Source organism: Rhizobium sp. ZW T2_16 (assembly GCF_044987325.1).
GTDB classification, from domain to species: domain Bacteria; phylum Pseudomonadota; class Alphaproteobacteria; order Rhizobiales; family Rhizobiaceae; genus Neorhizobium; species Neorhizobium cellulosilyticum.
This window is the reverse complement of record NZ_JBJDRG010000021.1, coordinates 23,820-49,124: the sequence shown is the minus strand read 5'-3', so window position 1 is coordinate 49,124 and position 25,305 is coordinate 23,820. Positions and strand designations below refer to the sequence as shown.

Here is a 25,305-nt window from a genome sequence, read left to right as displayed (position 1 = left end):
CCCGCCATGTTTGACCCATTGAACCTTCAGGTCTTTGCCAATCACACCCGCGCGGCTGCCGAGAACATGGCCTATACGCTGCAGCGGACCGCACATTCCGCCTTCGTCAAGGAGACGGAGGATTTCACGGTGATGCTGATAAACCGCAATGGCGACACGTTCGGCGTGCCGATGGGGCTCGGTGCCACATGGTATCCAGGGCTGACCTATACGCGGGCAATCGACATGGTCGCCGACTACAAGCCCGGCGATGTTGCCTTCACCAACGATCCCTATTCCTGCTTCGTCGCAACCCACGCACCCGACACGCATCTCTGGAAGCCGGTGTTCTACGAGGGTGAGATCATCGCCTGGACCGGCGGCCACATCCACAATACCGACATGGGCGGCGCCGTGCCGGCGTCTCTTTCGCGCGCCCTGACCGAAATCCATCAGGAAGGCATCCGCTTTCCCCCGATGAAGCTGGTCAATGAAGGTGTCTTCGACGAGGACATTCTGAAGATCATGACCACCAATGTTCGCAAGCCCGATCTCAACATCGGGGATATCAAGGCGCTGGTGGGTGCGCTCAATACCGGCGAGCGCAAGATCCTCGCAATGGTCGAGAAATTCGGGAAAGAGGCCTTTCTCGAAGGCGCGGAAGTGCTGCTCGATCATGCCGAAGCGCAGGCGCGTGACATTCTGCGCTCCATGCCGGACGGTACCTATGTCTTCGTTGATTACGCGGACGAGGATTCTGTCGCAGCCAATCCATGCCGGCTGAAACTGACGCTGACGATCAAGGGCGACGAGGCGATCCTCGATTTCACCGGTTCCGATCCGCAGCTCGGGTCTTCGCTCAATGTTCCCTCGGGCGGCGATCCGCGGCATACGATGCTGCTCGTCGGCGTCTATTATGTGCTCTACACGATCAATCCGAAGATCCTGCTGAATACCGGCCTGACACGCCCGTTTACCTGCATTGCGCCGCAGGGCAGCGTGCTCAACCCGATTTCGCCGGCTGCTGTCGGCATGCGGTCGCTTACCTGCGCCCGCCTGCGTTCGGTGATCTTCGGCGCCTTCTGCCAGGCTGTGCCTGAAAGGCTTCCGGCAGCACCTGCTGGCAACAACTGCATCGTCAACGTTATGACCACCGACGAGCGAGGTCGTACTGTCATCGCGGCCGTCAATCCGGTCGTTGGCGGAGGTGGTGGCATGCCGCATCGCGATGGCACCAACGGCTCCGGGGCTGATGCCGCTTACCTCAAGAACACGCCGATCGAGATTACCGAGACCGAAGTGCCGATCGAATTCGTCAAATACGGGTTGGCGAAGGACAGTGGCGGTGCGGGCCGCTGGCGCGGCGGTCTTGCGACCGAGATGGCGTTCCGGGTGTTCAGCCCGGGCAGCCGGATTACCGCGCGCAACCGCGACCGCAGCTTCTTCCGGCCCTGGGGTCTGCTCGGCGGCAAGGCTGCGGGCCTGTCCGACATGGTGCTCAACCCCGGTCGGGATGACTATCGCCGGCTCGGCAATATCGATACCGCCATCCTGCAGCCCGGCGACGTGCTGGAAATCCGTTCGGCAGGCGGTGGCGGACGCGGCAATCCGCTGGAACGTGAGGTCTGGCGCGTGGTTCGCGATGTCGAGCGCGGATATGTCTCTGCAGAGGCCGCAGAGCGCGACTATGGGGTCGTCATTCGTGATGGTGGTGCGGATGAGGAAGCGACCGAAAGCCTCAGGGCATCACGCTCCGCATCTGCCGGCCACTTCCACTACGGTCCCGAGCGCGAGGGTTATGAGGCGCAATGGACGCCGGCCGCCTATGATCTCCTCACCGACATTCTTGCCGGTCTGCCGATCCATTGGCGCTTCTTCACCAAGACGGAAATCTTCCGCCGGATGAAGGGCCGTGTCGGACCGGAAGGCGTATCCGAGGCCCTGGCGGATGTCCGGGCGCGCTTCAGGGAAATGCCGGAGCCTGCGATCGAGGCCAAGGAGGCTGCTGAATGAAGCCGCACCCGCGAACCGGGCGAATTGTCCGTTTGTCGGAAACGGCAAGACCGCGGGTGCATTTTCATCTGGATGGCTCGCCCTGCGAGGCTCTTGCGGGTGATACGGTGCTGACAGCGGTGTTGTCCTCTTCCCATCACCTGCGGCAATCGGAATTCGGGCCGGAGAGGCGGGCAGGTTTCTGCCTGATGGGCGCCTGTCAGGATTGCTGGATCTGGCAGGCAGATGGGGGAAGGCTTCGTGCCTGTTCGACGCCGGTCATGGACGGCATGCAACTGCTGACCGAAGCACCTGCCGGATGGCCGTCATGAGTTCGGATGCTGAAAAGGTCGTCATCGTCGGCGCGGGGCCGGCAGGCATTCGTGCCGCCGAGATGCTGGTATCGGCGGGTATAAAGCCCGTAGTCATTGACGAGGGAATGAGGGCCGGCGGCCAGATCTATCGCCGGCCGCCGGATGGTTTTACCCGATCTGCGCGGCAACTCTACGGAACCGAAGCCGACAAGGCGGTCGCATTGCATGGTCGGTTCGACCAGATGGTGGCCGAGGGGCAGGTAGATTACCATCCGCAGAGTTCCGTCCTTGCCTGCGCCAACCGAAGCCTGCATGCGTTGACCCCTTCGGGGCGGCGCGAATTCAGCTATGACCGGCTGATCCTTGCGACAGGCGCCACCGATCGCCTCGCACCCGTGCCAGGGTGGCAGTCACCCGCTGTCTACAGTCTCGGCGCAACCCAGATCGCTCTCAAGGCTCAGGGTGTCGCGCTCGGGCAGAAGATCGTGCTTGCCGGCTCGGGGCCGCTGCTGACACTGGTCGCAACGCAATTGCTGAAGACCGGGGCCGAGATTGCGGCCGTTCTCGACACTTCGTCATTCGTGACGCAGATGACGGGACTTCCCGGCATGCTGGCAAGACCGGGGCTTATCCTGCGCGGGATGATGATGCGCGCCAAGCTGGGACGGCTTTATCATGCTGGCGTGAAGATACTCGGTATCGATTCCGACGAATGCGGCCCGGTGAGCATCCGCTGGCAGGATGCGCGTGGCGCAATGCGGAAAAGCGATTGCGACATGGTCGGTATCGGATGGCATTTGCGGGCAGAAACACAGCTTGCCGGGCTTGCCGGTTGCCAGTTCGATTATGATGCCGGCTGGGCGCAATGGCTTCCGCGCACCGACCGCATGGGAAGGGCTGCAGAACGGCTCTATCTTGCCGGTGACGGCTTGCGCATTCTCGGAGCCGACGGGGCGGAAGTCGCCGGTCGCCTGGCCGCGCATGCCTGTCTCTCCGATATGGGCCTGGCTGCGCCCGACAGTTCTGCGGATCTGCGGCGGCTCAGACGGTATGAGCGTTTTGCCCGTGGCATGGCGCGTGCCTTTCCCTGGCCGGCTGACATGGTTCGCAGGACGCCCGACGAGACGGTGGTTTGCCGCTGTGAGGGGATCACTGCCGGTCAGTTGCGCGACGGTGTCGATTACGGCGGTGCGGAAGCCAATCGGGTGAAGTCGCTCGCGCGGGTCTGCATGGGCCGCTGCCAGGGGCGTTATTGCCAATTGGCCGGTGCCGAACTGATTGCAGCAAAGGCCGGGATTTCCGTCAGCGACGCCGGGCGTCTGCGGGAACAGGCGCCGGTCAGGCCTGCTCCGATCGGAGCATGGGTCCGGGATGCCTGAAAGGCTCTAACGATTGAGATCTTCCGCCTTGGCCAAGACCGAGGCGCAGGCGTCGCGAATATTATCGCGCATCGCCAGGTGGCTTCCCGTGAGCGGGCGGTCTCGGCTGGTGAGCAGCGCGATCGGTACCATCGCCTTGTGAGACAGCGGTTTGCGGATAAGGCCGGGAAACTGATCCCATGGAAGCAATCCATCGACCACGGCGACACCATAACCGTCACGGACAAAGGGCAGGGCAGTCAGCGAGATGTCGATCTCGATTGCCGGATTGAACATATGCTTTTCGGCCGCCGCCGCACTCAAAAGTATGCGGCCGGGATAGGTGCCGGCCCTGTAGGAGATCAGCGTTTCTTCCTGCAAGTCGGCGAAATTGATATGTTCGCGATCCGCCAGCCGGTGTCCTTCGGGCAGGATGCAGATCAGCTCGGTATGGCCGAGCGTCTCGACCTCGATGCCTGGTCTCGCCATATTGTTCATCACAAGCCCGAGTGCGGCATCGCCGTTGCGGATCATGTCGACGACATTGACCAGCGGTGCGATGAGTGAGCGGATCACGACATGCGGATGGGCTTCGCGAAACGATGCGAGCGCCTTCGGCACGATCGACATGGCCGGTGGTGCGGAGGCCGCAACCCGGATGATGCCAGTGCGGCCGAAGCGCATGTCGGTCGTATGCCGCTTCAATGCGCCGAGTTCCGAGAAAATTCTCTCACATTCGGGATAAAGCTCCTCGGCTTCGCGGGTCGGGACCAGCTTGCCGCGAACTCGATTGAACAGCTTGAAGCCCAGCTGGTCTTCCGCATGAAGCAGGATCTGGCTGAGAGCGGGCTGCGATATGTTGAGCATGGCGGCGGCGCCGGTCACAGTCCCGCAGCGCATCAGCATGCAGAAAACTTCCAGTTGGCGTGCCTGCATGCGTTTTTCCGTGTCCGTTGGTTGCCAGTCTCAGCTTACATCAAAGGGCAATCGGTCAGAAGTCGGCGACCTTGCCCCATGAAGACCGCTCGAAGCGCTCGAGACGGTAAGGGACAGGATCGACGATGGGCTGCGCGCCGGTAATGATATCGGCGATCAGGTGGCCGGCGCCCGGACCAATGCCGAAGCCGTGGCCGCTGAAGCCCGCAGCAAGTACGAGGCCGGTTACGACTGCAGTCTCGCCGATGGCGGGTACGCCATCCGGCGTGGAATCGATATATCCAGCCCATGCTGCCGTGACCGGACGCCCCTTGAAGTCGGGCAGAAGTTCGGTGGCCCGCTCATGCGTCAGCTTGACCGTGTGGCGATCGACTACGGGATCGAGGATGCGCATCTCTTCCATCGGCGTCGGCCGATCGAGGCGCCACGTCTTCAGGCTTTCATGGCCGCTGCGAATGCCTTCCAATCCACCGGGAGAGAGGCTGCGCCAGCGCCGCATGAACATGGGGAGAAACTGGGCTGCGAAACGCATGTTCTGCGCTGTCGGGTCGACACGGCCGCGTCCGCTGATTGCCAGCGTGTGTCCGCCGTCGCCGCGTCGGGTGACCGATACTCGCGCCGTATGGAGCGCATCCGGAAGATCGCCCTGGCCCGGGCCGACGGAGAGGATGGTTGAGCGGATTGAAGCCTGCGGGAAGCGGATGCCGAGCTGGCGGCAGAAGGACGAAGTCCATGCGCCGCCGGACAGGATCGCCACCTTCGTCCTGATCGTTCCGTGTTCGGTGACGACGGCCGAAAGCCTGCCGCCTTCCATCTCTACACCACGGGCTGCACAGTTCTGGTGTACGGAACTGCCCAGCCTGATGATCGCACGGGCGACCGCGGGTGCGGCATTGGCGGGATCGGCCGTGCCGTCCGTTGGCGAAAATACGCCGCCCTTCCATGAGCGGCCGGTCGCCTTGCCGCGTTCTCCGGCTGCAGCATTGTCCAGCATATGCGTTGTGACGCCTACGGTCCTGGCGAAATCCCGCCATTTGGCCCAGCCGGCGATCTCTTCCTCGTTGTCGCTCAGATAAAGGAGACCGCAGCGTCGGAAGCCCGTGTCTTCTCCAGTTTCTGCGGCAAAACGCTCCCACAGATCGAGGCTTTTCGTTGCCATTGGGAGTTCGCGGGCATCGCGGTTCTGCTGGCGGCACCAGCCCCAGTTGCGGCTCGATTGTTCGGCGCCGACAAAGCCCTTTTCAACCAGCGCAACCTTCAGGCCGCGCGTCGCCAGATAGTAAGCGGTAAAGACACCGACAATGCCGGCGCCGATAACGACAGCGTCGGCAGACTGCGGGAGATCGTGGGACGTCGGGACGAGCGTGAGCGGCGCTGGCATGGCATTTCTTCTCCTTGTCGCCGCAAGCATAGCGAGACGAACCATCCATCGGTTACCGGACAGATGGCGCGGACGGCATTAAATGCTGCATGATCCGGGATAAGCAGATTTTCCTGCCGTAGCGCTTGCGGCACAATGGAATAGACAAGCGTCTTCATAGTGTTAAGCTGGTTTCCAGAAAACGGCAGAATAAAATGCTGCCGAGTGCTGGTCGCAAGGAGAGATCGCAGATGAAGCTCGACCGTATCGACATCAAGATTCTCTACGAACTCCAGAAGAATGGCCGCATCACCAATGTCGAGCTTGCCGAACTGGTCAATCTTTCCCCCAGCCCATGCCTGATGCGGGTGAAGAAATTGCAGCAGGAGGGCTATATCGACGGATACTCGGCCCAGATCAATATCGGCAAACTTGGCCAGACCCTGACCGTATTCACCGAGATCACGCTCAAGAACCATCGGCAGATCGACTTTGCCCGTTTCCTTGCGGCGGTCGAGAAAGTCGATCAGGTCATCGAATGCCATCTCGTTTCCGGCGGCTATGACTATCTGCTGAAATTCGTCACCGCTGGTATCGGCGAATACCAGACGATCATGGAACGCCTGACGGACATGGATATCGGCATCGACAAATATTTCAGCTTCGTGGTGCTGAAATCGCCGATCGTGAAGGCGCACATGCCGCTCACCAGCCTGTTCCTCGTTTAGCGCATTCCATTTCTTGTCAGAGGGATCACCGGCATTCGCAATGCCGGTGATACCGGCGTTCAGGCATGTCCGTAAGCCTTCACCAGTTCGGGATCGCGCTCGAGGCTATCGAGCCAATTGGGGTCTAGCTTGGGCACCGACGAAAACAGCAGTTGCGAATAGGGATGCTGCGGAACCTTGGAGATGGCCGGTGTGATCTGCTCGACCTTTTTCCCGTGGTACATGACGACGATCTCGTCGCAGATGGCTTCCACCACCGACAGGTCATGACTGATGAAGATGTAGGAAAGTGCAAGCTCGCGCTGCAATTCCTTCAGAAGCTCAATGACTGCAGCGGCAACGACCGTATCGAGTGCTGAGGTGATCTCGTCGCAGAGGATGATCTTCGGCTCGGCGGCGAGCGCGCGTGCGAAATTGACGCGCTGTTTCTGGCCGCCGGAAAGTTCTGCCGGCGTTCTGCTGCGCAATGCTTTCGGCAGATGCACCATGTCGAGCAATTGATCGATGCGGGCGCTGCGCTGGCTGCCCTTCATGCCGTGATAGAAGGTGAGGGGGCGGCCGAGAATGTCTTCGATCGATTTTGCCGGATTGAGAGACGTATCGGCGTGCTGGAAGACGATCTGCAATTCGCGAAGCTGCCCGCGGCTTCTCTGTCGTGCCGAGGGTGCCAGTTGGCGCCCGTCGAGGGTCAGCTTGCCGGATGAAGCTGGCAGGATGCCGGCGATCGAACGGGCAAGCGTGGATTTGCCGCAGCCCGATTCACCGATGATGCCAAGATTGCGTCCCTTTTGTACCGTGATGCTGGCTTCCTGAACGGCGCGCACCAGTGGCAGGCCGTCTTCCTGAACCGGTCCGTAGCCTGCAGTCAGGGCATTGATCTCAAGCAGCGGTTTTGCTTCGGTAGCGAGGTCCAGGTGATCGCCACGCGGCTTGGGTTCGAATGCCGACAGAAGTTCGCGCGTGTAAGGATGCTTGGCATCGTTGAGAATGGTTTCGGTGGAACCGACTTCCTGTACTTCGCCATTGCGCAGCACGAGAATGCGGTCGGCAATTTGGGCGACGACAGCCAGATCGTGGGACACGTAGACACCGGCAATTCCGCTCTTCTTCATGACGGACTTGAAGGCGCGCAGAACCTCGATCTGGGTCGTCACATCCAATGCCGTCGTAGGCTCGTCGAAAATCACGAGTTTCGGATCGCTGATCAGCGCCATCGCGGCGGCGAGGCGCTGCAGCTGACCACCGGAAACTTGGTGGGGGTAACGCTCGCCGATCTGATCTGGATTGGGCAGGGAAAGTGCCTTGAACAGAGAGATAGCCTTCTGCTTGGCCTCGGCCGGTGGCAGGAGCATATGGATATGGGTGACCTCGACGACCTGATCTATGATGCGCTTCGTCGGATTGAAGGCCGCGGCGGCCGATTGCGGCACGTAGGATATTTCCCGACCCCGGATCAACGCCCGCTGCCGCTCGCTCAGCGTCACCATGTCCTTGCCGGCGACACTGATGCTGCCGCCGGATATGCGGCAGCCGGTGCGGGTATAGCCCATGAGGGTGAGGGCAATGGTGGTCTTGCCGGAGCCGCTTTCGCCGATCAGCGCGACGATCTCCCCCGGTGCTATATCGAGATCGACGCCCTTGATGATGTCCAGACGTCGGCCGGAATCGGTTGTCGCTTCGACCTTCAGTCCGCGAATTTCTACCAGTTTTTCCATTCACGCACTCCGGTCGCGGATCTTCTTGGGCAGATTGTCGATCAGCAGGTTGACGCTGATCGTGAGGCTGGCAATCGCAAGTGAGGGCACGATGACAGCCGGTGCGCCGAAAGGCAGGCCGCTGATGTTTTCGTGAACCAAAGCGCCCCAATCGGCATAGGGCGGCTGTACACCGAGGCCGAGGAAGGAGAGGCCGGACAGAAGCAGCGTGATGAAGACGAAACGAATGCCGAAATCCGCCAGCAACGGCCCGATGATGTTTGGCAGGATCTCGGAAAAGATGATGTAAAGGATGCTTTCGCCACGGGTACGCGCGACAGTGATGTAGTCCATCGTGTTGACGTTGACGGCAAGCGCGCGGGCGAAGCGATAGGCGCCGGGGGTGTAGATCACCGCCAGCATGACAATCAGGACATTGATCGAGGAACCGATCGCGGCAGCAACGACCAGGCCGGAAAGCTTGCTGGGAATGGAGTTGAGCGCGTCGAGAAAGCGGCTGAGGATCGTATCGAACCAGCCGCCGATGACGGCTGCGGCCATACCAAGCGCCGTCCCGGTGAAACAGGCGATGCAGACCGCTGCGAGCGAGATGCCGACGGTGTAACGCGCACCCATCATCAACCTTGAGAGCATGTCACGGCCGAGATAATCAGAACCGAGAAGCAGCTTGCTGCTCATTGGGCCGAAATAATCCTCGTCGACGATTTCTCCGATCGGGTAGGGAATGATGTACGGGGCCGCTAGCGCGATAACTGCCCAGAAGACGATGATCGCAAGCCCGACCATTCCGATCCAGCTGAAGCTGTAGCTGAATTTGCTCGACAAGGGCGTGGATAGGTTCATGTCAGCGCAGCCTCGGGTTGGCAAGAATGGCAACGATATCTGCAAGCGTGATCAGGGCGAGATAGCCGATGCAGAAGATGATAGCGCAGGATTGGATGAGTGGCAGGTCGCGCGTCGAGACGCCATCGACCATAAGCTTGGCAACACCCGGATAGTTGAAGATGGTTTCGACGATGATGACGCCGCCGACGAGATAGGAAAGCGACAGCGCGATCGCGTTGGCGATGGGGCCGACCGCGTTGGGCAGCGCATGGTAGAGCACGGCGCGCGGACGCGAAGCGCCTTTCAGAAGGGCTGCTTCCACATAGGGCGTGTTGATCGTGTCGATGACGGCTGCGCGGGTCATGCGGATCATCTGTGCCGAGACGACGAAAGCAAGGGTGATGACCGGCATGGCATAGACTTTCAGCACCTGCCAGAAGGAGGTCACCTCGTTGGCAAAGGAAAGTGCGGGCAGCCACTTCAGATAGACGGAAAAGACGAGGACCGCAGACGTGGCGATCATGAATTCGGGCACGGAGATCACACCGATCGTCAGGATGGTGACGATGCGGTCATAGATGGAACCGCGGAACATGGCCGAGGTGATGCCGAGCGTCAGGGCAACGGGTACGGCGATCAGCGTCGTGATGCCGGCAAGGCGCATCGTGTTGACGAAACGTCCGCCGATCAGATCCGCCACCGCGACATTGTTGACGTAAGACGTGCCGAGATCGCCTTGGGCCAAACCGGCGAGCCAGCGGAAGAAACGGAACACGGCAGGTTCGTCGAGATGCATGGCGGCGCGAAGACCGGCCACGGCTTCGGGCGTGGCCGCCTGCCCGAGCAGGATGCTGGCGGTATCGCCGGGCAGCATGGCCGTTGCGAAAAACACCGCGAACGAGACGATCAGCAGCGTCAGACCTGCGATGAGAAGCCGGTGCACTATGAGATTGAGTACGAATGTCCTCAAGATCGGCTCCCTGGTTTTGAGAAGTTCCAATTGCCGGCAGGCTCCCGTCTGGAGCGGAATATGCCGGAACATGCGGCACGAATGGCAGGAGACGGATGTCTCCTGCCATCATGCATGAGCCTCAGGCGTCGATCCAGACGTATTCGGCAAACGCGTAGCCCATCATGCCGCCAAGCGGGTTGGCCTGAAGGCCCTTCAGCTTTTCGGTGATCGCATCGACATTCGAGATGTAGACCGGAATGATAGTGCCGGCTTCTTCTGCGACCATGACCTGCATCTGGCCGTAGATTTCCTTGCGCTTGGCTTCATCAAGAAGGCCGCGTGCTTCGACCAGCATGCTGTCGAACTTCTCGGACTTGTACTGGCTTTCGTTCCACGGCGCATTGGACGCGTAGAGGAGCGAGAACAGGATATCAGGCGTCGGGCGCGGGTTGATGTTGCCGAAATGGATTGGTGCCTTCAGCCAGTAGTTGGACCAATAGCCGTCATTCGGCACACGCTGGACATCGAGGTTCATGCCGATTTCGGCCGCCGACTGCTGTACGATCGTCGCCATTTCGACGGCCGAGGTGGCAGCGTCGGAGGTGATGATCGGGATCTTCTGGCCGAGCACGCCGGCTTTTTCGAAGTGGAATTTCGCCTTGTCCGGATCGAAGGCCTTCGGCTTGAGTTCCGCATTGTGATAGATGCTGGCAGGGGAAACCGGCTGGTCGTTGGCGACGTCGGCCAAGCCACGCAGAACCGACTTCTGGATCTGTTCGCGGTTGGTGATGTACTTCATGCCCTTAACGAAGTCGGCCTTGTCGCCCGGTGTCATGTCAAGGCGGATATTGAGGTCGGTATAGTTGCCGGATGTGGTCTTGGAGAGGACGAAGCCGGGCTGGCTTTCGACCAGACGCATGGAGCGCGGCTTGATCGAGGCAGCAAGATGGATGTCGCCGGAAAGAAGCGCATTCACGCGGGCGTTGTCGTCCGAGATAGCGAAGAATTCGAACGAGTCCACATGAGCGCCGCCCGACTTGAAGTAGTTCGGGTTCTTGGCGAGAATCGACTTCACGCCCGGTTCGAAAGTCTCGAGCTTGAAGGCGCCGGTGCCGATGCCCTTGGAGAAATCAGTCGTGCCGTCCTGCACGATCATGAAATGGTGCATCGACAGGATGGTCGGAAGGTCGGCATTGGGGTTGGCGAGCGCGATCTCGACCGTTGTCGGGTCAACCGCCTTGACGTCGGTGATCTGCTTGGCGATCGCGTTGACCTTGGAGCCTACGGCCGGATCGAGGTGACGCTTCAGCGAGAAGACAACGTCGGCGGAGGTCAGCGACTTGCCGTCATGGAAGGTAACGCCCGAGCGTAGCTTGACGGTCCAGGTCTTGGCATCTGCGCTTTCGACCTTCTCGGCCAGTTCCATCTGCACGAGGCCCGCCTGATCGAGGAAGGTAAGGCGGTTGTAAAGCGCGCAGCAGCGGACGTAATCGGTGGAAAGAGAGGCTTTCGCCGGGTCGAGCGTGTCGGCTGTAGAGGACGACCAGCCGGCCGCCTTGAGGTTGCCGCCGCTTTTCGGGGTGGCAGCGAGGGCATCGGACGCCCGGCCGAGGATCATGCCTCCGGCGGACATTGCGACGCCGCCTGCAAGCATCATGCTGAGCAGTTCGCGCCGTGTGGCTCCTCGGCGAATGGCATTCTCGACCATTGCGTCGTCGGACGCGGTCCAATTGGTGATCTTGTTATGCATGTCATTCCCCTTTTCACCGTTGGCGGGCGGCCGGTCTTCAGCCGGCTTGGCCCGATGTTACGAAGATCGTTGATGGTCAGTTCTCGTTGGCAATCCTCACGGCTTCGGCCAGTTCGGCCATCGAAGTGAAGTGGTAGTCAGGCTTGGTGAATTCGGCAGGCTCGATAGTGCCGCCATAACCTTTCTGGGCATGCCGGCGCTGGATCCAGCAATTGGTCATGCCGAGCTGACGGGAGATGCCGATGTCATGATATTGGCTCTGGGCGACGTGGAGGATGTCGTCCTTGCTAGCGCCCTCTGAGGAGACGAAGTCGAAGACCTGATGGAAGAAGGCCGGGTCGGGTTTCTCGGTGCCGGTATCATCGGCAGTGAAGGCGGCATGGAATGGATTGCCGAGCTCCTTGGAGAAAAACTCGAATGCCCAGCGACGCGCATTGGTCATCGCGATCAGGCGATAATGCTGCTTCAAGTCGGCCAGGGCCTTTACGCTGTCCGGGAAGGCCTTCCAGGTCTTTGCAGAGTCGCGCAGGCGTTCGCCATGGGCCTGTTCGGCAGGCAGGCCGAGTTTCGGCGCGATCAGGAGATAAACGCGAACAAGATCATCCGGGAAAAGGTCTGTCGCGTCCGAATAGCGGGCTGCGCGGTAGAGCGCCAGTGCTTCTTCGCCATCGACCTCTACACCGTTTTCGGTACCTATTTCCTTGAGGCAGGAGGTCAATCCGCCTTCAAAATCGATCAGCGTGCCAACGACGTCGAAGGACAGATATATGAATGTTTTCAGAGATTTCGTCACGTTAGCATCCCGTTTTATGGGCAATTGGCGCGCTGTGCAGCCGAGTGCCAAAGATTATGCTGTTCCGTGCCCTGTTGTTTTCCCCCGCCCTTTGCAGGTTTTATGGGGTTTTGGGCCTTTGTTAGATTGAAGTTTGACAGTTCGGCCCCGCCATTTTCTCCGAATTGGCGGGGTAGTGCGGCACATAATTCTGAAATTTGCCCGTTGGCGGTACAAGGCCCGGTACGTGATCCAGCCTCAATCCTTCATGGCTCGGCGGACATCGGGATCTTCCAGCGTCTGATCAAGGGTATTTGCCGTACGCTCGATGATCGCATCGATCTCGTCATCCGTGCAGCAGAGCGGTGGAGCATAACCGAGAACGCCATTGGCGAAGGCGCGGATCACAAGGCCATTATCCCAGGCGCGATCGAAGACCCGCCGTGCCGGAGCCGCCTCTACGGGAAGCGGGGTCTTGGCGACCTTGTCGGTCACGAGTTCGACGGCGGCCAGCATGCCGCGTCCGCGAACATCCCCGACCAGAGGATGATCTCTGAGGCCTTCGAGGCCGGCCATCAGCCGTGCGCCAGCTTTGACGCCGTTTTCCAGCAGGCCGCCTTCTTCGTAGAGTTTCAAGACTTCGAGACCGACTGCCGCACTGACCGGATGAGCCGAATATGTGTAGCCGTGGCCGACTGCCGAGGCACCCGCACCATCGGCGATCACCTGATAGACGTGGTCCGCCATGAACACGGCACCCATGGGAACATATCCGGATGTCAGGCCCTTGGCGGTCGTCATGAAATCGGGAACGATTTCGTCTTCGGTGCAGGCGAAGAGTGGCCCGGTGCGACCGAAGCCGGTTATGACTTCATCTGCGACGAACAGGATGCCGTATTCCTTGCAGAGATTGCGCATTGCCTTCAGCCATCCCTTGGGCGGCACGATGACGCCGCCGGAGCCCTGGATAGGTTCGGCATAGAATGCCGCAACCCGATCCGGACCGATCGTCTCGATCTTGTCCTTCAACTGGGCAAGCGAGGCATCGATGATCGCCTGAGGATCCTGGCCGACAGGATTGCGGTAGGGATAGGGCGACGGGATCTTGTGCTGCCATTCGAAGGGAATGCCGAAGCCCGTGTGGAAATTGGTAAGCGCGGTAAGGCCTGCGCCGACTGTCGAGGAGCCGTGATAACCCTGTTCGATGGAGATGAACTGGTCACGCTGCGGCTGACCCCTGGCAATCCAGTAGTAGCGGATGAAGCGGATTGTGCTGTCGACGGCATCAGAACCGCCAAGCGTGAAATAGATATGCTTAAGATCGCCGGGCGCGCGATCGGCCAGTTCCGCTGCGAGGCGGATGGGGGCTTCTGAACCCAGTCCGAAATAGGCTGTCGCATAGGGCAGTTCACGCATCTGGCGTGCCGCGGCTTCGACGATCGAGTCATGTCCGTAACCGGCATTGACGCACCAGAGCCCGGCAAAACCGTCGATCAGCTGATGACCGCGGGCATCCGTGACGGTAGCGCCCTTGGCTGATGCAAGCACCCGCACGCCCTGCTGTTCATGGCCGCGATAGGATGCGACCGGATGGACCAGATGGGCGCGATCGAGTTCGATGAGCGAATTACTGAGCATGATGTTCTCCGGATCAGCCAAGGGCCTGATTGGCAAGGGCAAAGGTTGTCGCCGTAGAGGCGGCGGATTGAATGGAAAGAGGCCGCGACATGGCGATGCCGCCGCCGACATGGGAAAGAGCGTGCTCCGAAAGCCAGGGAGCGAGGCCGGCAGCAGCGATGGTATCGACCCGAACGAAACTGCCGATCCGCTGAGCCAGGAAATGAGACACCAGTGATTGCGCGTCCTTAAGATTGCCGGCGACCACCGGTCCGATGACCTCGCCGCGACCGAAAACACGGATGCAGGCAAAGCCGGTGATTTCACTGTCATTGCGGATGACGGCAAACTCGCCGATCTCGAAGAGCTTGCGCATGAGCGATGTGCGGTCTGCGCCAAAGGCCTGTCTGTCGAGTGCCGTTATCGCGGGCAGGTCACCAGCGGTTACGGCCTGCGTATTGGCCGAAGATCGTGCCGAGGCGACAATCCCTTGGTGCTGGAGGATCGTGCCGGTCTGCCGAAACCCGAGCTTTTCATAAAGAGGAAGCCCGTCGCTGGTGGCGATCAGGCGAAGAGGCCGTGCGCCACCGATAGCCAAGGCCGCATCCATCAGCCGGCGACCGAGGCCGTGGCCACGCATGGCGGAATCGACGATGACCATATTGATCGTCGCACAATCCGAACCATAGGGTGTGACGAGAGCTGTGCCGACCACGTTGCCGTTCTCTTCTACAGCAACCACGCCCTCGCTCAATTGCTGAGCGACCAGCCAGTCTTCCGAACGGTGCGGCCAGCCGGCCTCCTGCGAGAGACGAACGGCCGACGCAAGGTGTTCGGCGGCAAAGGCCTTGATCTCGATGTCACCCATCTGCATGGACGATGCTCCCTTTTCTGCATCTGAGTTTCGGGGGCAATAGGCCGGACGATTATCCGAAGGCGGTGGCTGTAACGATATCTTCCGCCAAAGCGGCGGCTCGTTGCCGCATCTTATGCCGCGCCTTGATCTTGCCGCTGCGTTTCAGGGTGGTTTTGGCCGGGCCTCAGGCCTTGTTTCTGCAAGCAAATGCCAAAGCGAAGGTAGGATACGGAACTTTCTGCTTCGAAAGAGGGGAAATCAGTCGGCATACGCGCGGGAAGCAGCTCTATTATCGATCATCACCCGAAAGGCCAGCCAGGCCTTCCCAAAGGCCCCATGCAAGGATGAAGCGCATGACCACCTTCCGCCCGAAATACATCACCTTCGATTGCCATGGTACCCTGATCAACTTCCAGATGGCGGAAGCGGCGCGCGACCTTTATGGCGACCGTCTCGATGAGCCGGCCATGCTGGAGTTAATCAAGAATTTTGCAGGCTATCGGTTTGATGAGATCATGGGCGCCTGGAAGCCCTATGCCGAGGTTGTCTATAATTCGCTGGAACGGTCCTGCAAGCGCAACGGCGTGACCTTCACGGACGAGGATGCCAAGATGGTCTATGAGCGCGTCCCGACCTGGGGGCCGCATGCGGATGTGCCAGCAGGGCTTGCCAAGGTTGCCAAGGAAATTCCGCTGGTCATTCTCTCCAACGCCATGAACGACCAGATCCCTTCCAACGTCGCCAAGCTCGGTGCTCCATTCCATGCCGTTTATACGGCCGAACAGGCCAATGCCTACAAGCCGCGCTTCCAGGCCTTCGAATATATGTTCGACATGCTCGGCTGCGGCCCGGAAGATATTCTTCATTGCTCCTCTTCCTTCCGCTACGATCTGATGTCGGCCCATGATCTCGGCATCAAGAACAAGGTCTGGGTCAATCGTCGCCATGAGCCGGCCAACCCCTATTACGGCTATACGGAAATCGCCGATATCTCCGGCCTGGCCGGCGTTGTCGGGCTCTAGGAAGGGCCGAGGCTGATGAAATACGTCTCTTATTGGCATGATACGGCATCCCGCTTCGCGGGAGCCGTTCAGGGATCCGTCGAGGGTCATTACGACGTTGCCGTCATCGGCGGAGGATTTACGGGGCTTGGCGCTGCGCGGCAGCTTGCGATGGCAGGCGCCAAGGTCGTCGTACTCGAGCGAGATACCGTCGGTTTCGGTGCCTCGGGGCGCAATGGCGGCCATCTGAACAACGGTCTGGCGCATAGTTACCTTGCCGCCAAGCAGGAACTGGGCAAGGAGCGGGCGATTGCACTTTACAAGGCGCTCGACGATTCCATCGACACGCTTGAGGCAATCATTGCCGAGGAAGGCATAGACTGCAATTTTCGTCGTGCCGGGAAGCTGAAACTCGCTTCCAAGCCGCAGCATTTCACAGGCCTGGCGAAGAACTTCGAGGCGGTGCATGCGGAAGTCGATCCGGACACGGCACTTCTGTCTCCCGCTGATCTGAAAGGCGAAGTCGGCTCTCCCTTCCATGGCGCAATGCTGTCAAAGAAAAGCGCCATGATGCATATGGGACGTTATGCCGTGGGCCTTGCCGAGGCCGCGGCGCGACGCGGTGCAACGATCGTCGAAAATGCCTTGGTGACGGAGCATTCGCAGGCCCGTGGGCGTCATATCCTCAAAACCGCAAAGGGTGTCGTGACGGCCGACAACGTGCTTGTGGCGACAGGTGCCTATACGACGCCAAACTTCGGCTATTTCCGCCGCCGCATCATGGCGGTCGGCAGTTTCATCATCGCGACACGGCCGCTCACCGATGCGGAAGTGGCTGCCACCATGCCCGGTAACCGCACCTGCGTGAACACGATGAACATCGGCAATTACTGGCGCTTGTCGCCGGATAACCGGCTGATCTTCGGTGGCAGGGCGCGATTTTCCGCCACATCCGATCAGCGTTCGGACGCCAAGAGCGGGGAAATCCTGCGCGAAAGCCTGGGCAAGATCTTTCCGCAGCTGGCAAAGGTCGAAATCGACTATTGCTGGGGCGGTCTCGTCGATGTCACCAAGGACCGTTATCCGCGTGCCGGTTACCATGACGGCCTGTGGTACGCGATGGGCTATTCGGGCCATGGCGCCCAGCTTTCCACTCATCTCGGCATGGCGATGGCTGACGCGATCCTTGGCAGACCGGACAGAAACCCGGTGAAGGATCTCGATTGGCCGGCCGTGCCCGGTCACTTTGGCAAGCCCTGGTTCCTGCCGTTTGTCGGCCTGTATTTCAAGATGCTCGACAAGATCCAGTAGGCCAACGCTGGTTCCGTCATCAGTCGTAAAAACAAAAAAGAGTGGGGTTGCGTGCAACTCCACTCTTTTTCGTGACACCTTGAGGTCGGGCTCAGGCGAGCCCGCCGATATGGAAGGTCTTCACTTCCAGATATTCATCGATACCGAGCTGTGATCCCTCACGACCGAGGCCGGATTGCTTGACGCCGCCGAATGGGGCGACCTCCGTCGATATCGCGCCGGTATTCAATCCGACCATGCCGAATTCGAGCGCCTCGCCGACCCGCCATGCCCGCCGGAGACTTTCGGTGTAGAAATAGGCGGCGAGACCGAAGGGCGTGCCATTGGCAATGGCGATCGCCTCGTCTTCCGTCTCGAAGCGGAAGAGGGGAGCAACGGGACCGAAGGTCTCTTCGTTTGCAAGCTGCATGTCCGTCGTTGCGCCGGTCAATACGATCGGAGCGGTATACTGCCCGCTTGCCGGCAGTTCAGGTTTGTCGGAGATGATCGTTGCGCCCTTGGCGAGCGCGTCCTCGACATGGCGATTGATCTTGGCGATGGCCGCCTGGTTGATCATCGGGCCGATCGAAACGCCTTTCTCCGTGCCGGGGCCGACCTTCATGGCATTGACCCGTGCCGTGAGTTTTTCGGCGAAGCGTTCGTAGACGCCGGACTGTACCAGGATCCTGTTGGCACAGACGCAGGTCTGCCCGCCATTGCGGAATTTCGAGATGATCGCGCCTTCGACGGCAAGATCGAGATCGGCATCGTCGAACACGATGAAAGGCGCGTTGCCGCCGAGTTCCAAAGACAGGCGTTTGACGCTGTCGGCGGCGCCGCGCATCAGGAGCGAGCCGACAGGAGTGGAGCCGGTAAAGGAGATCTTGCGCACCGTCTGATTGGCCATGATCTCGTTGCCGATTTCCTTCGGCATGCCGGTAACGATATTGACCACGCCGGCCGGAATTCCCGCCATTTCGGCGAGCACGCCCAGCGCCAGCGCCGAGTAGGGGGTGAATTCGGATGGTTTTACGACGACCGTGCAGCCGGCGGCGAGCGCCGGGGCAATCTTGCGGGTAATCATCGCATTCGGGAAATTCCACGGCGTGATGATGCCGCAGACACCGACGGCTTCCTTCAAGACGATGATGCGGCGATCCGGTGTCGGCGACGGGATGGTCTGGCCGCCGATGCGGCGGGCTTCTTCCGCGAACCATTTGACGAAGGATGCGCCGTAGCGGATTTCGCCGCGCGCCTCATCGAGAGGTTTGCCCTGTTCGGTGGTGAGGATCAGTGCCAGATCCTCGATATGCTCGATCATCAGGCCATACCAGGCTTCGAGCAGCGCTGCACGCTCGGCATGGGTTTTCTTCTTCCATGCCGGATAGGCCTTGTTGGCCGCTTCGATCGCCGCACGCGTTTCGTTACCGCCCATATCCGGAACAGTGCCGACGACCGTCTGGCTGGCCGGGTCGGTGACGTCGACCGTCTTGCCTGATCGGGCAGAGACCCATGTTCCGCCGATCAGGCCTTCCTGCCGAAACAGGGACGAGAGGTTCAAATTCTGCATTGGTCCGGTCCTCGGTAATGTTAGATCGCGGCATGCAGCGCGCTGGTGATGGCGTCCGTCCCGTCCTTGCCGGGGACGCTACCGATGCCGCTTGCGGTGGTAGCCTCGACCGCCTTCATGATCGTGGTGGCGGCTTCCTTTTCTCCCAAATGGTCGAGCATCATGGCGCCGGACCAGACCGTGGCGATCGGATTGGCGATGCCGAGATGGGCGATATCGGGAGCGGAGCCGTGTACCGGCTCGAACATTGACGGGGCGTTGCGCTCGGGATTGATATTGGCGGAAGCGGCAAAGCCAAGTCCGCCCTGGATGGCAGCGCCAAGATCGGTCAGGATATCGCCGAACAGGTTGGAGGCAACCACGACGTCGAGGCTTTCAGGCGCCATCACCATGCGTGCTGCCATGGCGTCGATATGATAGCTGGTGACCTCGACATCCGGATATTCGGCGGAAAGTTCTTTCGTCACGTCGTCCCAGAACACCATCGAATATTTCTGGGCGTTCGATTTGGTGACGGATGCAAGCTTGCCGCGACGGCTGCGTGCTTGTTCGAAGGCAAAACGAAGGATACGTTCCACGCCTCTACGGGTGAAGATCGATGTCTCGACGGCGACTTCGTCGGAACTGCCCTGGTGGATGCGTCCGCCAGCACCCGAATATTCGCCCTCGGTATTCTCGCGGATGCAAAGGATATCGAATTGCGTCGCTTTGAGCGGGCCTTCCACGCCCGGCAGCAGGCGATGCGGGCGGATATTGGCATATTGCACAAAGCTCTTGCGGATCGGCAGAAGCAGCCCGTGCAGCGAAACCGAATCCGGAACCTCTGCGGGCCAACCGACAGCACCGAGCAGGATGGCGTCGAAGCCGCGCAGGATCTCGATGCCGTTGGCCGGCATCATCGCACCGGTCTCCTTGTAAAAGGCGCAGGACCAGGGGAACTCGGAGCCCTTCAGGCCAAAACCGTGCTTGCCGGCGGCCTTTTGCAGCACCGACCAGGCGGCTGCAGTCATGTCGCGGCCAATGCCGTCGCCGGGGATCAGGGCTATCGTGTGTGTCTTCATGTTCTTCATCCTCAGAGGCTGATCAGGACGCTCTTGCTTTTTCGATTGGCCTGGAATGCTTCCCGGCCGAGATCCTTGCCGATACCTGACTGCTTGTAGCCGCCTGTCGGCAAAATATGGTCGCGCGAACGGCCGTAGCGGTTGACCCAGATCGTGCCGGCCTGCAGGCGGCGGGTGAGCCGGATTGCGCGCGAAAGATCGCTGGTGAAGAGGCCGGCGGCCAGCCCATAGCTCGGGTGATCGGCAAGCGCCATGGCTTCTTCCTCCTCTTCGAATGTCTGTATGGTCAAAACAGGCCCGAAGATCTCCTCGACCACCGCCGGAGACGTCTGGTCGATGCCGGTCAGGAGCGTTGGCGCGTAGAAATAACCGGGTAAATCCATGGAACTGCCGCCCGTCAGCCGTTCCGCGCCGGCTGCGACCGAGGCGGTGACGATGTCATCGATGCGCTGGCGCTGCCTGTCGGAGATGATCGGTGAATACTGGCTTGCCGCATCCCAGGTCGGGCCTGGAACAATGGTCTTCATCCGTTTCAGGATGGCTTCGATAAGCCGAGCGGAGGCGTTCTTTTCGACGATCAGCCGGGATCCTGCAACACAGGCCTGTCCGGCATTGCTGGTGATGCTTGCCGTCACCGCCGCAGCCGCCTTCTCGATATCTGCATCTGCAAAGACGATCTGCGGGCTCTTGCCGCCAAGCTCAAGGGTCATCGGCTTTATGCCGGTGCGGGCGATATTCTCCATTATCGCCGAGCCGGCGCGCGTCGAGCCGGTAAAACTTACCTTGGCAATGTTGGGGTGCCCGGTAATGGCGTTGCCGGTGGTCATTCCGTCGCCGAGCACGATGTTGATCAGGCCCGCCGGTATGCCGGCCCGAACTGCGAGTTCAGCAAGATAGAGCGTCGAAAAGGGTGTCATCTCGGACGGCTTCAGGACAACGGCATTGCCGGCGGCAAGTGCCGGGCCGAGTTTCCACGCCGCCATGTTGATCGGGAAATTCCATGGGGTGATGGCACCGACCACTCCATAGGGTTCCGTCATGATCATGCCGAGATTGCCATCGTCGGTCGGCACCAGCTCGCCGCCTTCCTTGTCGGCGAATTCGGCGAAGAAGCGGATCTGCTCGGCGGAGACCGCGATATCGCCCGAGACCAGCTGACCGACTGGGCGGGTGGAGGATATGGCCTCCAGCCGGGCCAGCCTTTCCGCCTCCTGCTCGATGAGATCGGCCCAGCGATGCAGGAGGTTCAGTCGCTCGCGCGGGCGGAGGCCGCCCCAATTGCTGGTTTTCAGCGCCGATTTCGCGGTCTGGACTGCCTGATCAACGACATCGGCGTCGGCAACCGGGCAGCCGGCATAGTTTTTCCCGTCAGATGGCCGTTGCATCGGGATCATGCCCTCGGCCGAGATAAGCCGATCACCGATAAAATGCCCCACAGGCAAGGTCAGGCTGTCGGGATCGAAACTCAGGCTCATCGCTATGCCTCCGGTTACGTGACGACAATACCGTCGTTTGCGCAATGCTTGTCCATGGGGTCTCGGCACATGGCCGAATGCGGCGCGGCTTGACCATCAAACCGCGCCGCCTGCATTCGTGTCAGGGCGTGACCGTGATATAGATCTTGCGAACTGTTTCGATGGTCTTCCAGACACCGACGAAACCCGGCTTCATGACAAAGCTATCGCCGGCCTTGTAGACGACCGGCTCGCCATCCTCGGGGGTGATTTCGACGATGCCGGAAATGATGTGGCAGAACTCGAAGGTCTCGCCCTTGATCGAGTGGGTGAGACCGGGGGTCGCTTCCCAGACACCGGTGTGGATAAGCTCGCCATGTGCTTCATCCTGCGCCCATGTCTTGAACTGCGGGTCGCCGGAAATCAACCTTTCAGGCGTGGGGCGTCCTTCACGCGGGGCGAAGGACGGGTTGGTTTCGATGGTCTTGAGGAGCGACATGGTTGTCCTTTCGATGTCGAGGTTTCAATATCCGCGCTGTCTGTCGACGAGGCCGACCGGATCCAGTCCGGCGCGAAGCCTCTTGATATTGTCGATCACGGCACGCGCGGCCGTATGGGGTTGGGTGATGCTGGCGATATGCGGCGTGAGCAGGATTTTCTCATGCCGCCAGAATGGATGGCCGGCCGGGAGCGGCTCCGGGTCTGTCACGTCGATCACGGCTGCCGAAAGCTGGCCGTTATCAAGGGCGGACAGCAATGCATCATGATCGAGTTGTGGGCCGCGTCCGACATGCACGAGGCCTGCACCCTTGGGCATCGCGTTGAAGATATCGGAGTTCAGGAAGCCGCGTGTCTCGTCGGTCAGGGGAAGCAGACAGATGAGAATGTCGGTTTCGGACAACATGGCCTTCAGACCATCCGCGCCGCTGTAGCAGCGAACTCCATCGATGCTGCGCTCCGACCTGTTCCAGCCGGCAAGAGGAAAGCCAAAGGGCTTCAGGCGATCGAGCACGGCCTGGCCGAGATTGCCGAGGCCGAGGACGCCGATACGGCGTTCGCCGGCCTGTGGTTGCGGCAATACTTTCCACGCTTCGGCCTTCTGCTGCAGCAGATAGGCGGGAAGGTTGCGGTGAAGCGCGAGCACGCCGAGCAGCACATATTCCTGCATCATCCGCACGATGCCTTCTTCGACCATCCGCACGATCTTCACATGCTCTGGCACCGAGGCCGCGCTGAACTGGTCTATGCCGGCGCCAGTGGAAAACAGCACTTCGAGGTTGCGGTAACGTGCAAGGTTTTCCGGAACAGTCCAGGTGATGAGGTAACGAACGGCGTCGGGATCGACGGTCGAAGGATCCATGGAATAGGGCAGGTCAGGAAGGTCCCGGGCAAAGGCGTCCCGGAAAATCTGGCCGCGCACGGCGTCTGAGTGGAAAAGGAAGGTCATGATGCTGTTCCCATCTCAAGTTTGCCGGCAGCATATCTGGCCGTGCATCTCGATCATCGTCTGGCAAGCAGCCAGTTCGCTCGTCAGGATGAATTCGTTCGGCTTATGGGCGCGGGCGATATCCCCCGGCCCGCAGACGATCGCGTCGATGCCTGCCTGCTGATAGAGACCTGCCTCCGTGCCATAGCTGACCGCGGCGAGCGGCTCGATGCCGGTTAGGTCTTCTAGAAGGGCCGCGAGCGGTGACGAGGAGGCAAGCAGAAGGGCAGGGTAGGCGCTGAGCAATTGCCAGTCGACTTCGAAACCTCTGGCGGTGAGTGCTGCTGCTGCCGTTCGCACGGGAGCAAGCAGTGTCTGCGGTTCCGCGGACGAAATGGCTCGTGCCTCTATCTCAAGCGAGCAGTGGTCCGGAATGACGTTGACGGCCTGGCCACCGCGGATCGTTCCGACGGAAATGGAGGAATAGGGCGGCTCGAATTCTCTTTCGAACGGACCGTTTGTCAGCTCCGCTGTCGCAGCGACGGAGGCCTGCAATACTTCGGTCATCGCATGAATAGCATTGAGGCCGAGATCGGGCCTCGAGGAATGTCCCGTTCGCCCCGTGATCGTGAGCCGGGCTGCAGCTTTTCCCTTGTGCGCAAGGATCGCCTGCATGCCGCTCGGTTCTCCGATGATGGCGCCGAGCGGGGCCAGGCAAAGGTCCGGCAGCCGGGCAAGCAGATGCGGCACACCCCGGCAACCGGCTTCCTCGTCATAGGAGAAAGCAAGATGGATCGGGCGTGCAAGGGGGGCAGCGACCAGCGCGGGAACGGCTGCCAGAACAGCTGCCAGAAAACCTTTCATGTCGCTGGTGCCGCGGCCATACAGCTTTTCGCCATCGGCTCTCAATGCGAAAGGATCGCTGTTCCATCCAGCCTCGCCGGCCGGCACCACATCCATGTGACCTGATAGAATATAGCCGGACCTGTCGGCCGGGCCGATCGTGGCGAAAAGATTGGCGCGGTCACCCTCGGGGCCTGCAAGCATATGCGACTTGATGCCGAACGAGGAGAGATAAGCCGCGATCCATTCAACGATATCGTTGTTGGGCGTGCCGACAACTGAAGGGAAACCAACCAGTTTTTCCAGAATCTCGTAGGTGCGCATCGATCTTGCCGTCATGCCCAGTTGTTATGTGCCGTAATGGCGGCATCTCCCCGATTTGAAGACCAAGGTTAGTCGTCGGGAAAAGGGATGGCTGCTGAAAGTCGAAGGGATACGGTGCAATCTTGTGCCGAAACTCATCTTCGCAGTGAAATGTTTCGCCGGGAGCGGGCTAACATAATCACTGGGAGTGATGGGCTTTTTACCGGGCCTGCAAGAAAGTCCTGTCGCGGCTGGGTGAAGGATGAATACGAAGATACCACAGACATTGCACGTCGATGCGTTCGAGATGCGTACGGCTGACATCGCGGATGTTGAGCTTTCACAACTTCAGGCATTGTCGATTTCCGTCGGATGGCCGCATCGGGCGCCCGATTGGCAGCACGCACGCGATGTCGGCCACGGCTTCGTCGCGCTTGACGAGATCGGGCGAATATCCGCATCCACCATGTGGTTTCCTCATGGAGATCAGTTCGCCACTTTCGGCATGCTGATTACCGCCCCTCGACTGCAGGCGAACGGCGCTGCGAGATGGCTGATGGAACGTGTGCTTGCGGATTGTTCCGGCCGGCATATTCGTCTCAACTCGACCCGTGAGGCACGCCGCCTTTACGTCTCGTTCGGCTTTCGCCCGCAACGGACGATATTTCAATGTCAGGGCGAGGCCGTTGCGCCGCCAGAAACCGCCGCAATCGCCGACGGACTGACGCTCAGACGCCTGGATCGCGCCGATATTGAAGCGGTGATTGCGCTCGATACGCCCGCCTTCGGTGCGGAGCGACGGGTTCATCTCATCCGTCTGCTTGAAAGCTCGATCTGCTACGGTCTTTATGACGGCGACCGGTTGATTGCCTATTCGATGAGACGCCGGTTCGGGCGCGGGCATGTGATCGGCCCGATCGTCGCGTCCTGCGATGCGGATGCCATCGTCGTGACACGTCCGCAAATCGTTGCGCATGTCGGGAGTTTCCTGCGGATCGACCTTCGTTTCGAGACCGGCGACTTTGCGAATTTTGTCCAGCAGTCCGGCATGTCCGTCTACGACACGGTCAAAACGATGGTGACATCCGAGGCTGCGAGTTATGGCGAAAGCGACGGCGGCCGGCCAATTGTTTATGGGTTGGCTTCGCAATCCTTCGGCTGAAGATGCGCGTTAGCGGAACTGCCTGATGGAAGCATTCGGGC

22 protein-coding genes are annotated in these 25,305 nt (G+C 60.3%); 7 read left to right on the top strand and 15 right to left on the bottom strand.

Going from position 1 to position 25,305, the window contains the following annotated elements; all coding sequences use genetic code 11:
- Positions 1-6: 6 nt before the first annotated feature.
- From ACI3K0_RS26600 to ACI3K0_RS26590, 3 genes are read left to right on the top strand one after another with little or no spacing between them, the layout of a single operon-like run.
- The gene (locus tag ACI3K0_RS26600) at positions 7-1,992 is read left to right on the top strand and encodes a hydantoinase B/oxoprolinase family protein (RefSeq protein ID WP_404946558.1); all 1,986 of its coding nucleotides are present in this window, start codon (positions 7-9) and stop codon (positions 1,990-1,992) included.
- Positions 1,989-2,303 (top strand): (2Fe-2S)-binding protein, encoded by a 315-nt coding sequence (locus ACI3K0_RS26595; RefSeq protein WP_206828999.1) that lies wholly within the window; start codon positions 1,989-1,991, stop codon positions 2,301-2,303. The genes ACI3K0_RS26600 and ACI3K0_RS26595 overlap by 4 nt, the downstream gene beginning before the upstream one ends.
- On the top strand, positions 2,300-3,664 hold the full coding sequence (locus tag ACI3K0_RS26590) for an NAD(P)/FAD-dependent oxidoreductase (protein ID WP_206828998.1): 1,365 nt from the start codon (positions 2,300-2,302) through the stop codon (positions 3,662-3,664). The genes ACI3K0_RS26595 and ACI3K0_RS26590 overlap by 4 nt, the downstream gene beginning before the upstream one ends.
- A gap of 6 nt (positions 3,665-3,670) precedes the next feature.
- Here ACI3K0_RS26590 and ACI3K0_RS26585 read toward each other — a convergent pair whose 3' ends face one another.
- Positions 3,671-4,579: a LysR family transcriptional regulator gene (locus tag ACI3K0_RS26585; RefSeq protein ID WP_404946557.1), complete on the bottom strand. Its 909-nt coding sequence runs from the start codon at positions 4,577-4,579 to the stop codon at positions 3,671-3,673.
- 55 nt (positions 4,580-4,634) lie between these two features.
- Positions 4,635-5,960 carry an FAD-binding oxidoreductase gene (locus ACI3K0_RS26580; protein ID WP_206828997.1) on the bottom strand — a complete coding sequence of 442 codons (1,326 nt, stop codon included), beginning with the start codon at positions 5,958-5,960 and terminating at the stop codon, positions 4,635-4,637.
- A gap of 230 nt (positions 5,961-6,190) precedes the next feature.
- On the opposite strand from ACI3K0_RS26580, the gene ACI3K0_RS26575 reads away from it, so the two are divergent.
- Positions 6,191-6,667, top strand: a complete 477-nt coding sequence (locus ACI3K0_RS26575) for an Lrp/AsnC family transcriptional regulator (protein WP_112509010.1) — start codon at positions 6,191-6,193, stop codon at positions 6,665-6,667.
- A gap of 59 nt (positions 6,668-6,726) precedes the next feature.
- On the opposite strand, the gene ACI3K0_RS26570 is transcribed toward ACI3K0_RS26575, so the two are convergent.
- From ACI3K0_RS26570 to ACI3K0_RS26540, 7 genes are all read right to left on the bottom strand, one after another.
- On the bottom strand, positions 6,727-8,382 hold the full coding sequence (locus ACI3K0_RS26570; protein WP_206828996.1) for an ABC transporter ATP-binding protein: 1,656 nt from the start codon (positions 8,380-8,382) through the stop codon (positions 6,727-6,729).
- A complete protein-coding gene (locus ACI3K0_RS26565) occupies positions 8,383-9,168 on the bottom strand; it encodes an ABC transporter permease (RefSeq protein WP_404946561.1) in 786 nt (261 codons plus the stop codon).
- 58 nt (positions 9,169-9,226) lie between these two features.
- Complete coding sequence (locus ACI3K0_RS26560) at positions 9,227-10,177, bottom strand: ABC transporter permease (RefSeq protein ID WP_206828994.1); 951 nt, start codon at positions 10,175-10,177, stop codon at positions 9,227-9,229.
- 121 nt (positions 10,178-10,298) lie between these two features.
- Entirely contained in the window at positions 10,299-11,909 is a 1,611-nt protein-coding gene (locus tag ACI3K0_RS26555; RefSeq protein ID WP_206828993.1) for an ABC transporter substrate-binding protein, read from the bottom strand.
- 76 nt (positions 11,910-11,985) lie between these two features.
- On the bottom strand, positions 11,986-12,702 hold the full coding sequence (locus ACI3K0_RS26550; protein ID WP_353654270.1) for an HAD-IA family hydrolase: 717 nt from the start codon (positions 12,700-12,702) through the stop codon (positions 11,986-11,988).
- Between the two features lie 237 nt (positions 12,703-12,939).
- On the bottom strand, positions 12,940-14,319 hold the full coding sequence (locus ACI3K0_RS26545; protein WP_206828992.1) for an aspartate aminotransferase family protein: 1,380 nt from the start codon (positions 14,317-14,319) through the stop codon (positions 12,940-12,942).
- 13 nt (positions 14,320-14,332) lie between these two features.
- The gene (locus ACI3K0_RS26540) at positions 14,333-15,172 is read right to left on the bottom strand and encodes a GNAT family N-acetyltransferase (RefSeq protein ID WP_206828991.1); all 840 of its coding nucleotides are present in this window, start codon (positions 15,170-15,172) and stop codon (positions 14,333-14,335) included.
- A 335-nt stretch (positions 15,173-15,507) separates the two neighbouring features.
- Here ACI3K0_RS26540 and ACI3K0_RS26535 point away from each other — a divergent pair, with 335 nt between their 5' ends.
- On the top strand, positions 15,508-16,176 hold the full coding sequence (locus ACI3K0_RS26535; RefSeq protein WP_404946556.1) for a haloacid dehalogenase type II: 669 nt from the start codon (positions 15,508-15,510) through the stop codon (positions 16,174-16,176).
- 15 nt (positions 16,177-16,191) lie between these two features.
- Positions 16,192-17,466: an FAD-binding oxidoreductase gene (locus ACI3K0_RS26530; protein ID WP_206828990.1), complete on the top strand. Its 1,275-nt coding sequence runs from the start codon at positions 16,192-16,194 to the stop codon at positions 17,464-17,466.
- A 91-nt stretch (positions 17,467-17,557) separates the two neighbouring features.
- Here the strand turns inward: ACI3K0_RS26530 and ACI3K0_RS26525 are convergent, their stop codons facing one another.
- The 6 genes from ACI3K0_RS26525 to argE form a co-directional block, all read right to left on the bottom strand.
- Positions 17,558-19,015, bottom strand: a complete 1,458-nt coding sequence (locus tag ACI3K0_RS26525; RefSeq protein WP_206828989.1) for an NAD-dependent succinate-semialdehyde dehydrogenase — start codon at positions 19,013-19,015, stop codon at positions 17,558-17,560.
- Positions 19,016-19,035: 20 nt separating this feature from the next.
- Positions 19,036-20,076, bottom strand: a complete 1,041-nt coding sequence (locus tag ACI3K0_RS26520) for a tartrate dehydrogenase (RefSeq protein WP_404946555.1) — start codon at positions 20,074-20,076, stop codon at positions 19,036-19,038.
- Positions 20,077-20,087: 11 nt separating this feature from the next.
- Positions 20,088-21,551: an aldehyde dehydrogenase gene (locus ACI3K0_RS26515; protein WP_206828987.1), complete on the bottom strand. Its 1,464-nt coding sequence runs from the start codon at positions 21,549-21,551 to the stop codon at positions 20,088-20,090.
- A 121-nt stretch (positions 21,552-21,672) separates the two neighbouring features.
- Positions 21,673-22,029, bottom strand: a complete 357-nt coding sequence (locus ACI3K0_RS26510; protein ID WP_206828986.1) for a cupin domain-containing protein — start codon at positions 22,027-22,029, stop codon at positions 21,673-21,675.
- Between the two features lie 24 nt (positions 22,030-22,053).
- Entirely contained in the window at positions 22,054-22,977 is a 924-nt protein-coding gene (locus ACI3K0_RS26505; RefSeq protein ID WP_206828985.1) for a glyoxylate/hydroxypyruvate reductase A, read from the bottom strand.
- Positions 22,978-22,992: 15 nt separating this feature from the next.
- Positions 22,993-24,123 carry an acetylornithine deacetylase gene (gene argE / locus ACI3K0_RS26500; protein ID WP_206828984.1) on the bottom strand — a complete coding sequence of 377 codons (1,131 nt, stop codon included), beginning with the start codon at positions 24,121-24,123 and terminating at the stop codon, positions 22,993-22,995.
- A 241-nt stretch (positions 24,124-24,364) separates the two neighbouring features.
- On the opposite strand from argE, the gene ACI3K0_RS26495 reads away from it, so the two are divergent.
- Complete coding sequence (locus tag ACI3K0_RS26495) at positions 24,365-25,264, top strand: GNAT family N-acetyltransferase (RefSeq protein ID WP_206828983.1); 900 nt, start codon at positions 24,365-24,367, stop codon at positions 25,262-25,264.
- Positions 25,265-25,305: the final 41 nt, after the last annotated feature.

Excerpts from the sequence above, each read along its gene's own strand:
- ACI3K0_RS26600 (WP_404946558.1), top strand. The coding sequence starts at position 7 with ATGTTTGACCCATTGAACCTTCAGGTCTTTGCCAATCACACCCGCGCG.
- ACI3K0_RS26545 (WP_206828992.1), bottom strand. The coding sequence starts at position 14,319 with ATGCTCAGTAATTCGCTCATCGAACTCGATCGCGCCCATCTGGTCCAT.
- ACI3K0_RS26535 (WP_404946556.1), top strand. The coding sequence starts at position 15,508 with ATGACCACCTTCCGCCCGAAATACATCACCTTCGATTGCCATGGTACC.
- ACI3K0_RS26525 (WP_206828989.1), bottom strand. The coding sequence starts at position 19,015 with ATGCAGAATTTGAACCTCTCGTCCCTGTTTCGGCAGGAAGGCCTGATC.
- ACI3K0_RS26565 (WP_404946561.1), bottom strand. The coding sequence starts at position 9,168 with ATGGTCGGGCTTGCGATCATCGTCTTCTGGGCAGTTATCGCGCTAGCG.
- ACI3K0_RS26585 (WP_404946557.1), bottom strand. The coding sequence starts at position 4,579 with ATGCAGGCACGCCAACTGGAAGTTTTCTGCATGCTGATGCGCTGCGGG.
- ACI3K0_RS26555 (WP_206828993.1), bottom strand. The coding sequence starts at position 11,909 with ATGCATAACAAGATCACCAATTGGACCGCGTCCGACGACGCAATGGTC.
- ACI3K0_RS26590 (WP_206828998.1), top strand. The coding sequence starts at position 2,300 with ATGAGTTCGGATGCTGAAAAGGTCGTCATCGTCGGCGCGGGGCCGGCA.
- ACI3K0_RS26570 (WP_206828996.1), bottom strand. The coding sequence starts at position 8,382 with ATGGAAAAACTGGTAGAAATTCGCGGACTGAAGGTCGAAGCGACAACC.
- argE (WP_206828984.1), bottom strand. The coding sequence starts at position 24,123 with ATGCGCACCTACGAGATTCTGGAAAAACTGGTTGGTTTCCCTTCAGTT.
- ACI3K0_RS26540 (WP_206828991.1), bottom strand. The coding sequence starts at position 15,172 with ATGCAGATGGGTGACATCGAGATCAAGGCCTTTGCCGCCGAACACCTT.
- ACI3K0_RS26520 (WP_404946555.1), bottom strand. The coding sequence starts at position 20,076 with ATGAAGACACACACGATAGCCCTGATCCCCGGCGACGGCATTGGCCGC.
- ACI3K0_RS26515 (WP_206828987.1), bottom strand. The coding sequence starts at position 21,551 with ATGAGCCTGAGTTTCGATCCCGACAGCCTGACCTTGCCTGTGGGGCAT.
- ACI3K0_RS26595 (WP_206828999.1), top strand. The coding sequence starts at position 1,989 with ATGAAGCCGCACCCGCGAACCGGGCGAATTGTCCGTTTGTCGGAAACG.
- ACI3K0_RS26580 (WP_206828997.1), bottom strand. The coding sequence starts at position 5,960 with ATGCCAGCGCCGCTCACGCTCGTCCCGACGTCCCACGATCTCCCGCAG.
- ACI3K0_RS26575 (WP_112509010.1), top strand. The coding sequence starts at position 6,191 with ATGAAGCTCGACCGTATCGACATCAAGATTCTCTACGAACTCCAGAAG.
- ACI3K0_RS26505 (WP_206828985.1), bottom strand. The coding sequence starts at position 22,977 with ATGACCTTCCTTTTCCACTCAGACGCCGTGCGCGGCCAGATTTTCCGG.
- ACI3K0_RS26530 (WP_206828990.1), top strand. The coding sequence starts at position 16,192 with ATGAAATACGTCTCTTATTGGCATGATACGGCATCCCGCTTCGCGGGA.
- ACI3K0_RS26510 (WP_206828986.1), bottom strand. The coding sequence starts at position 22,029 with ATGTCGCTCCTCAAGACCATCGAAACCAACCCGTCCTTCGCCCCGCGT.
- ACI3K0_RS26495 (WP_206828983.1), top strand. The coding sequence starts at position 24,365 with ATGAATACGAAGATACCACAGACATTGCACGTCGATGCGTTCGAGATG.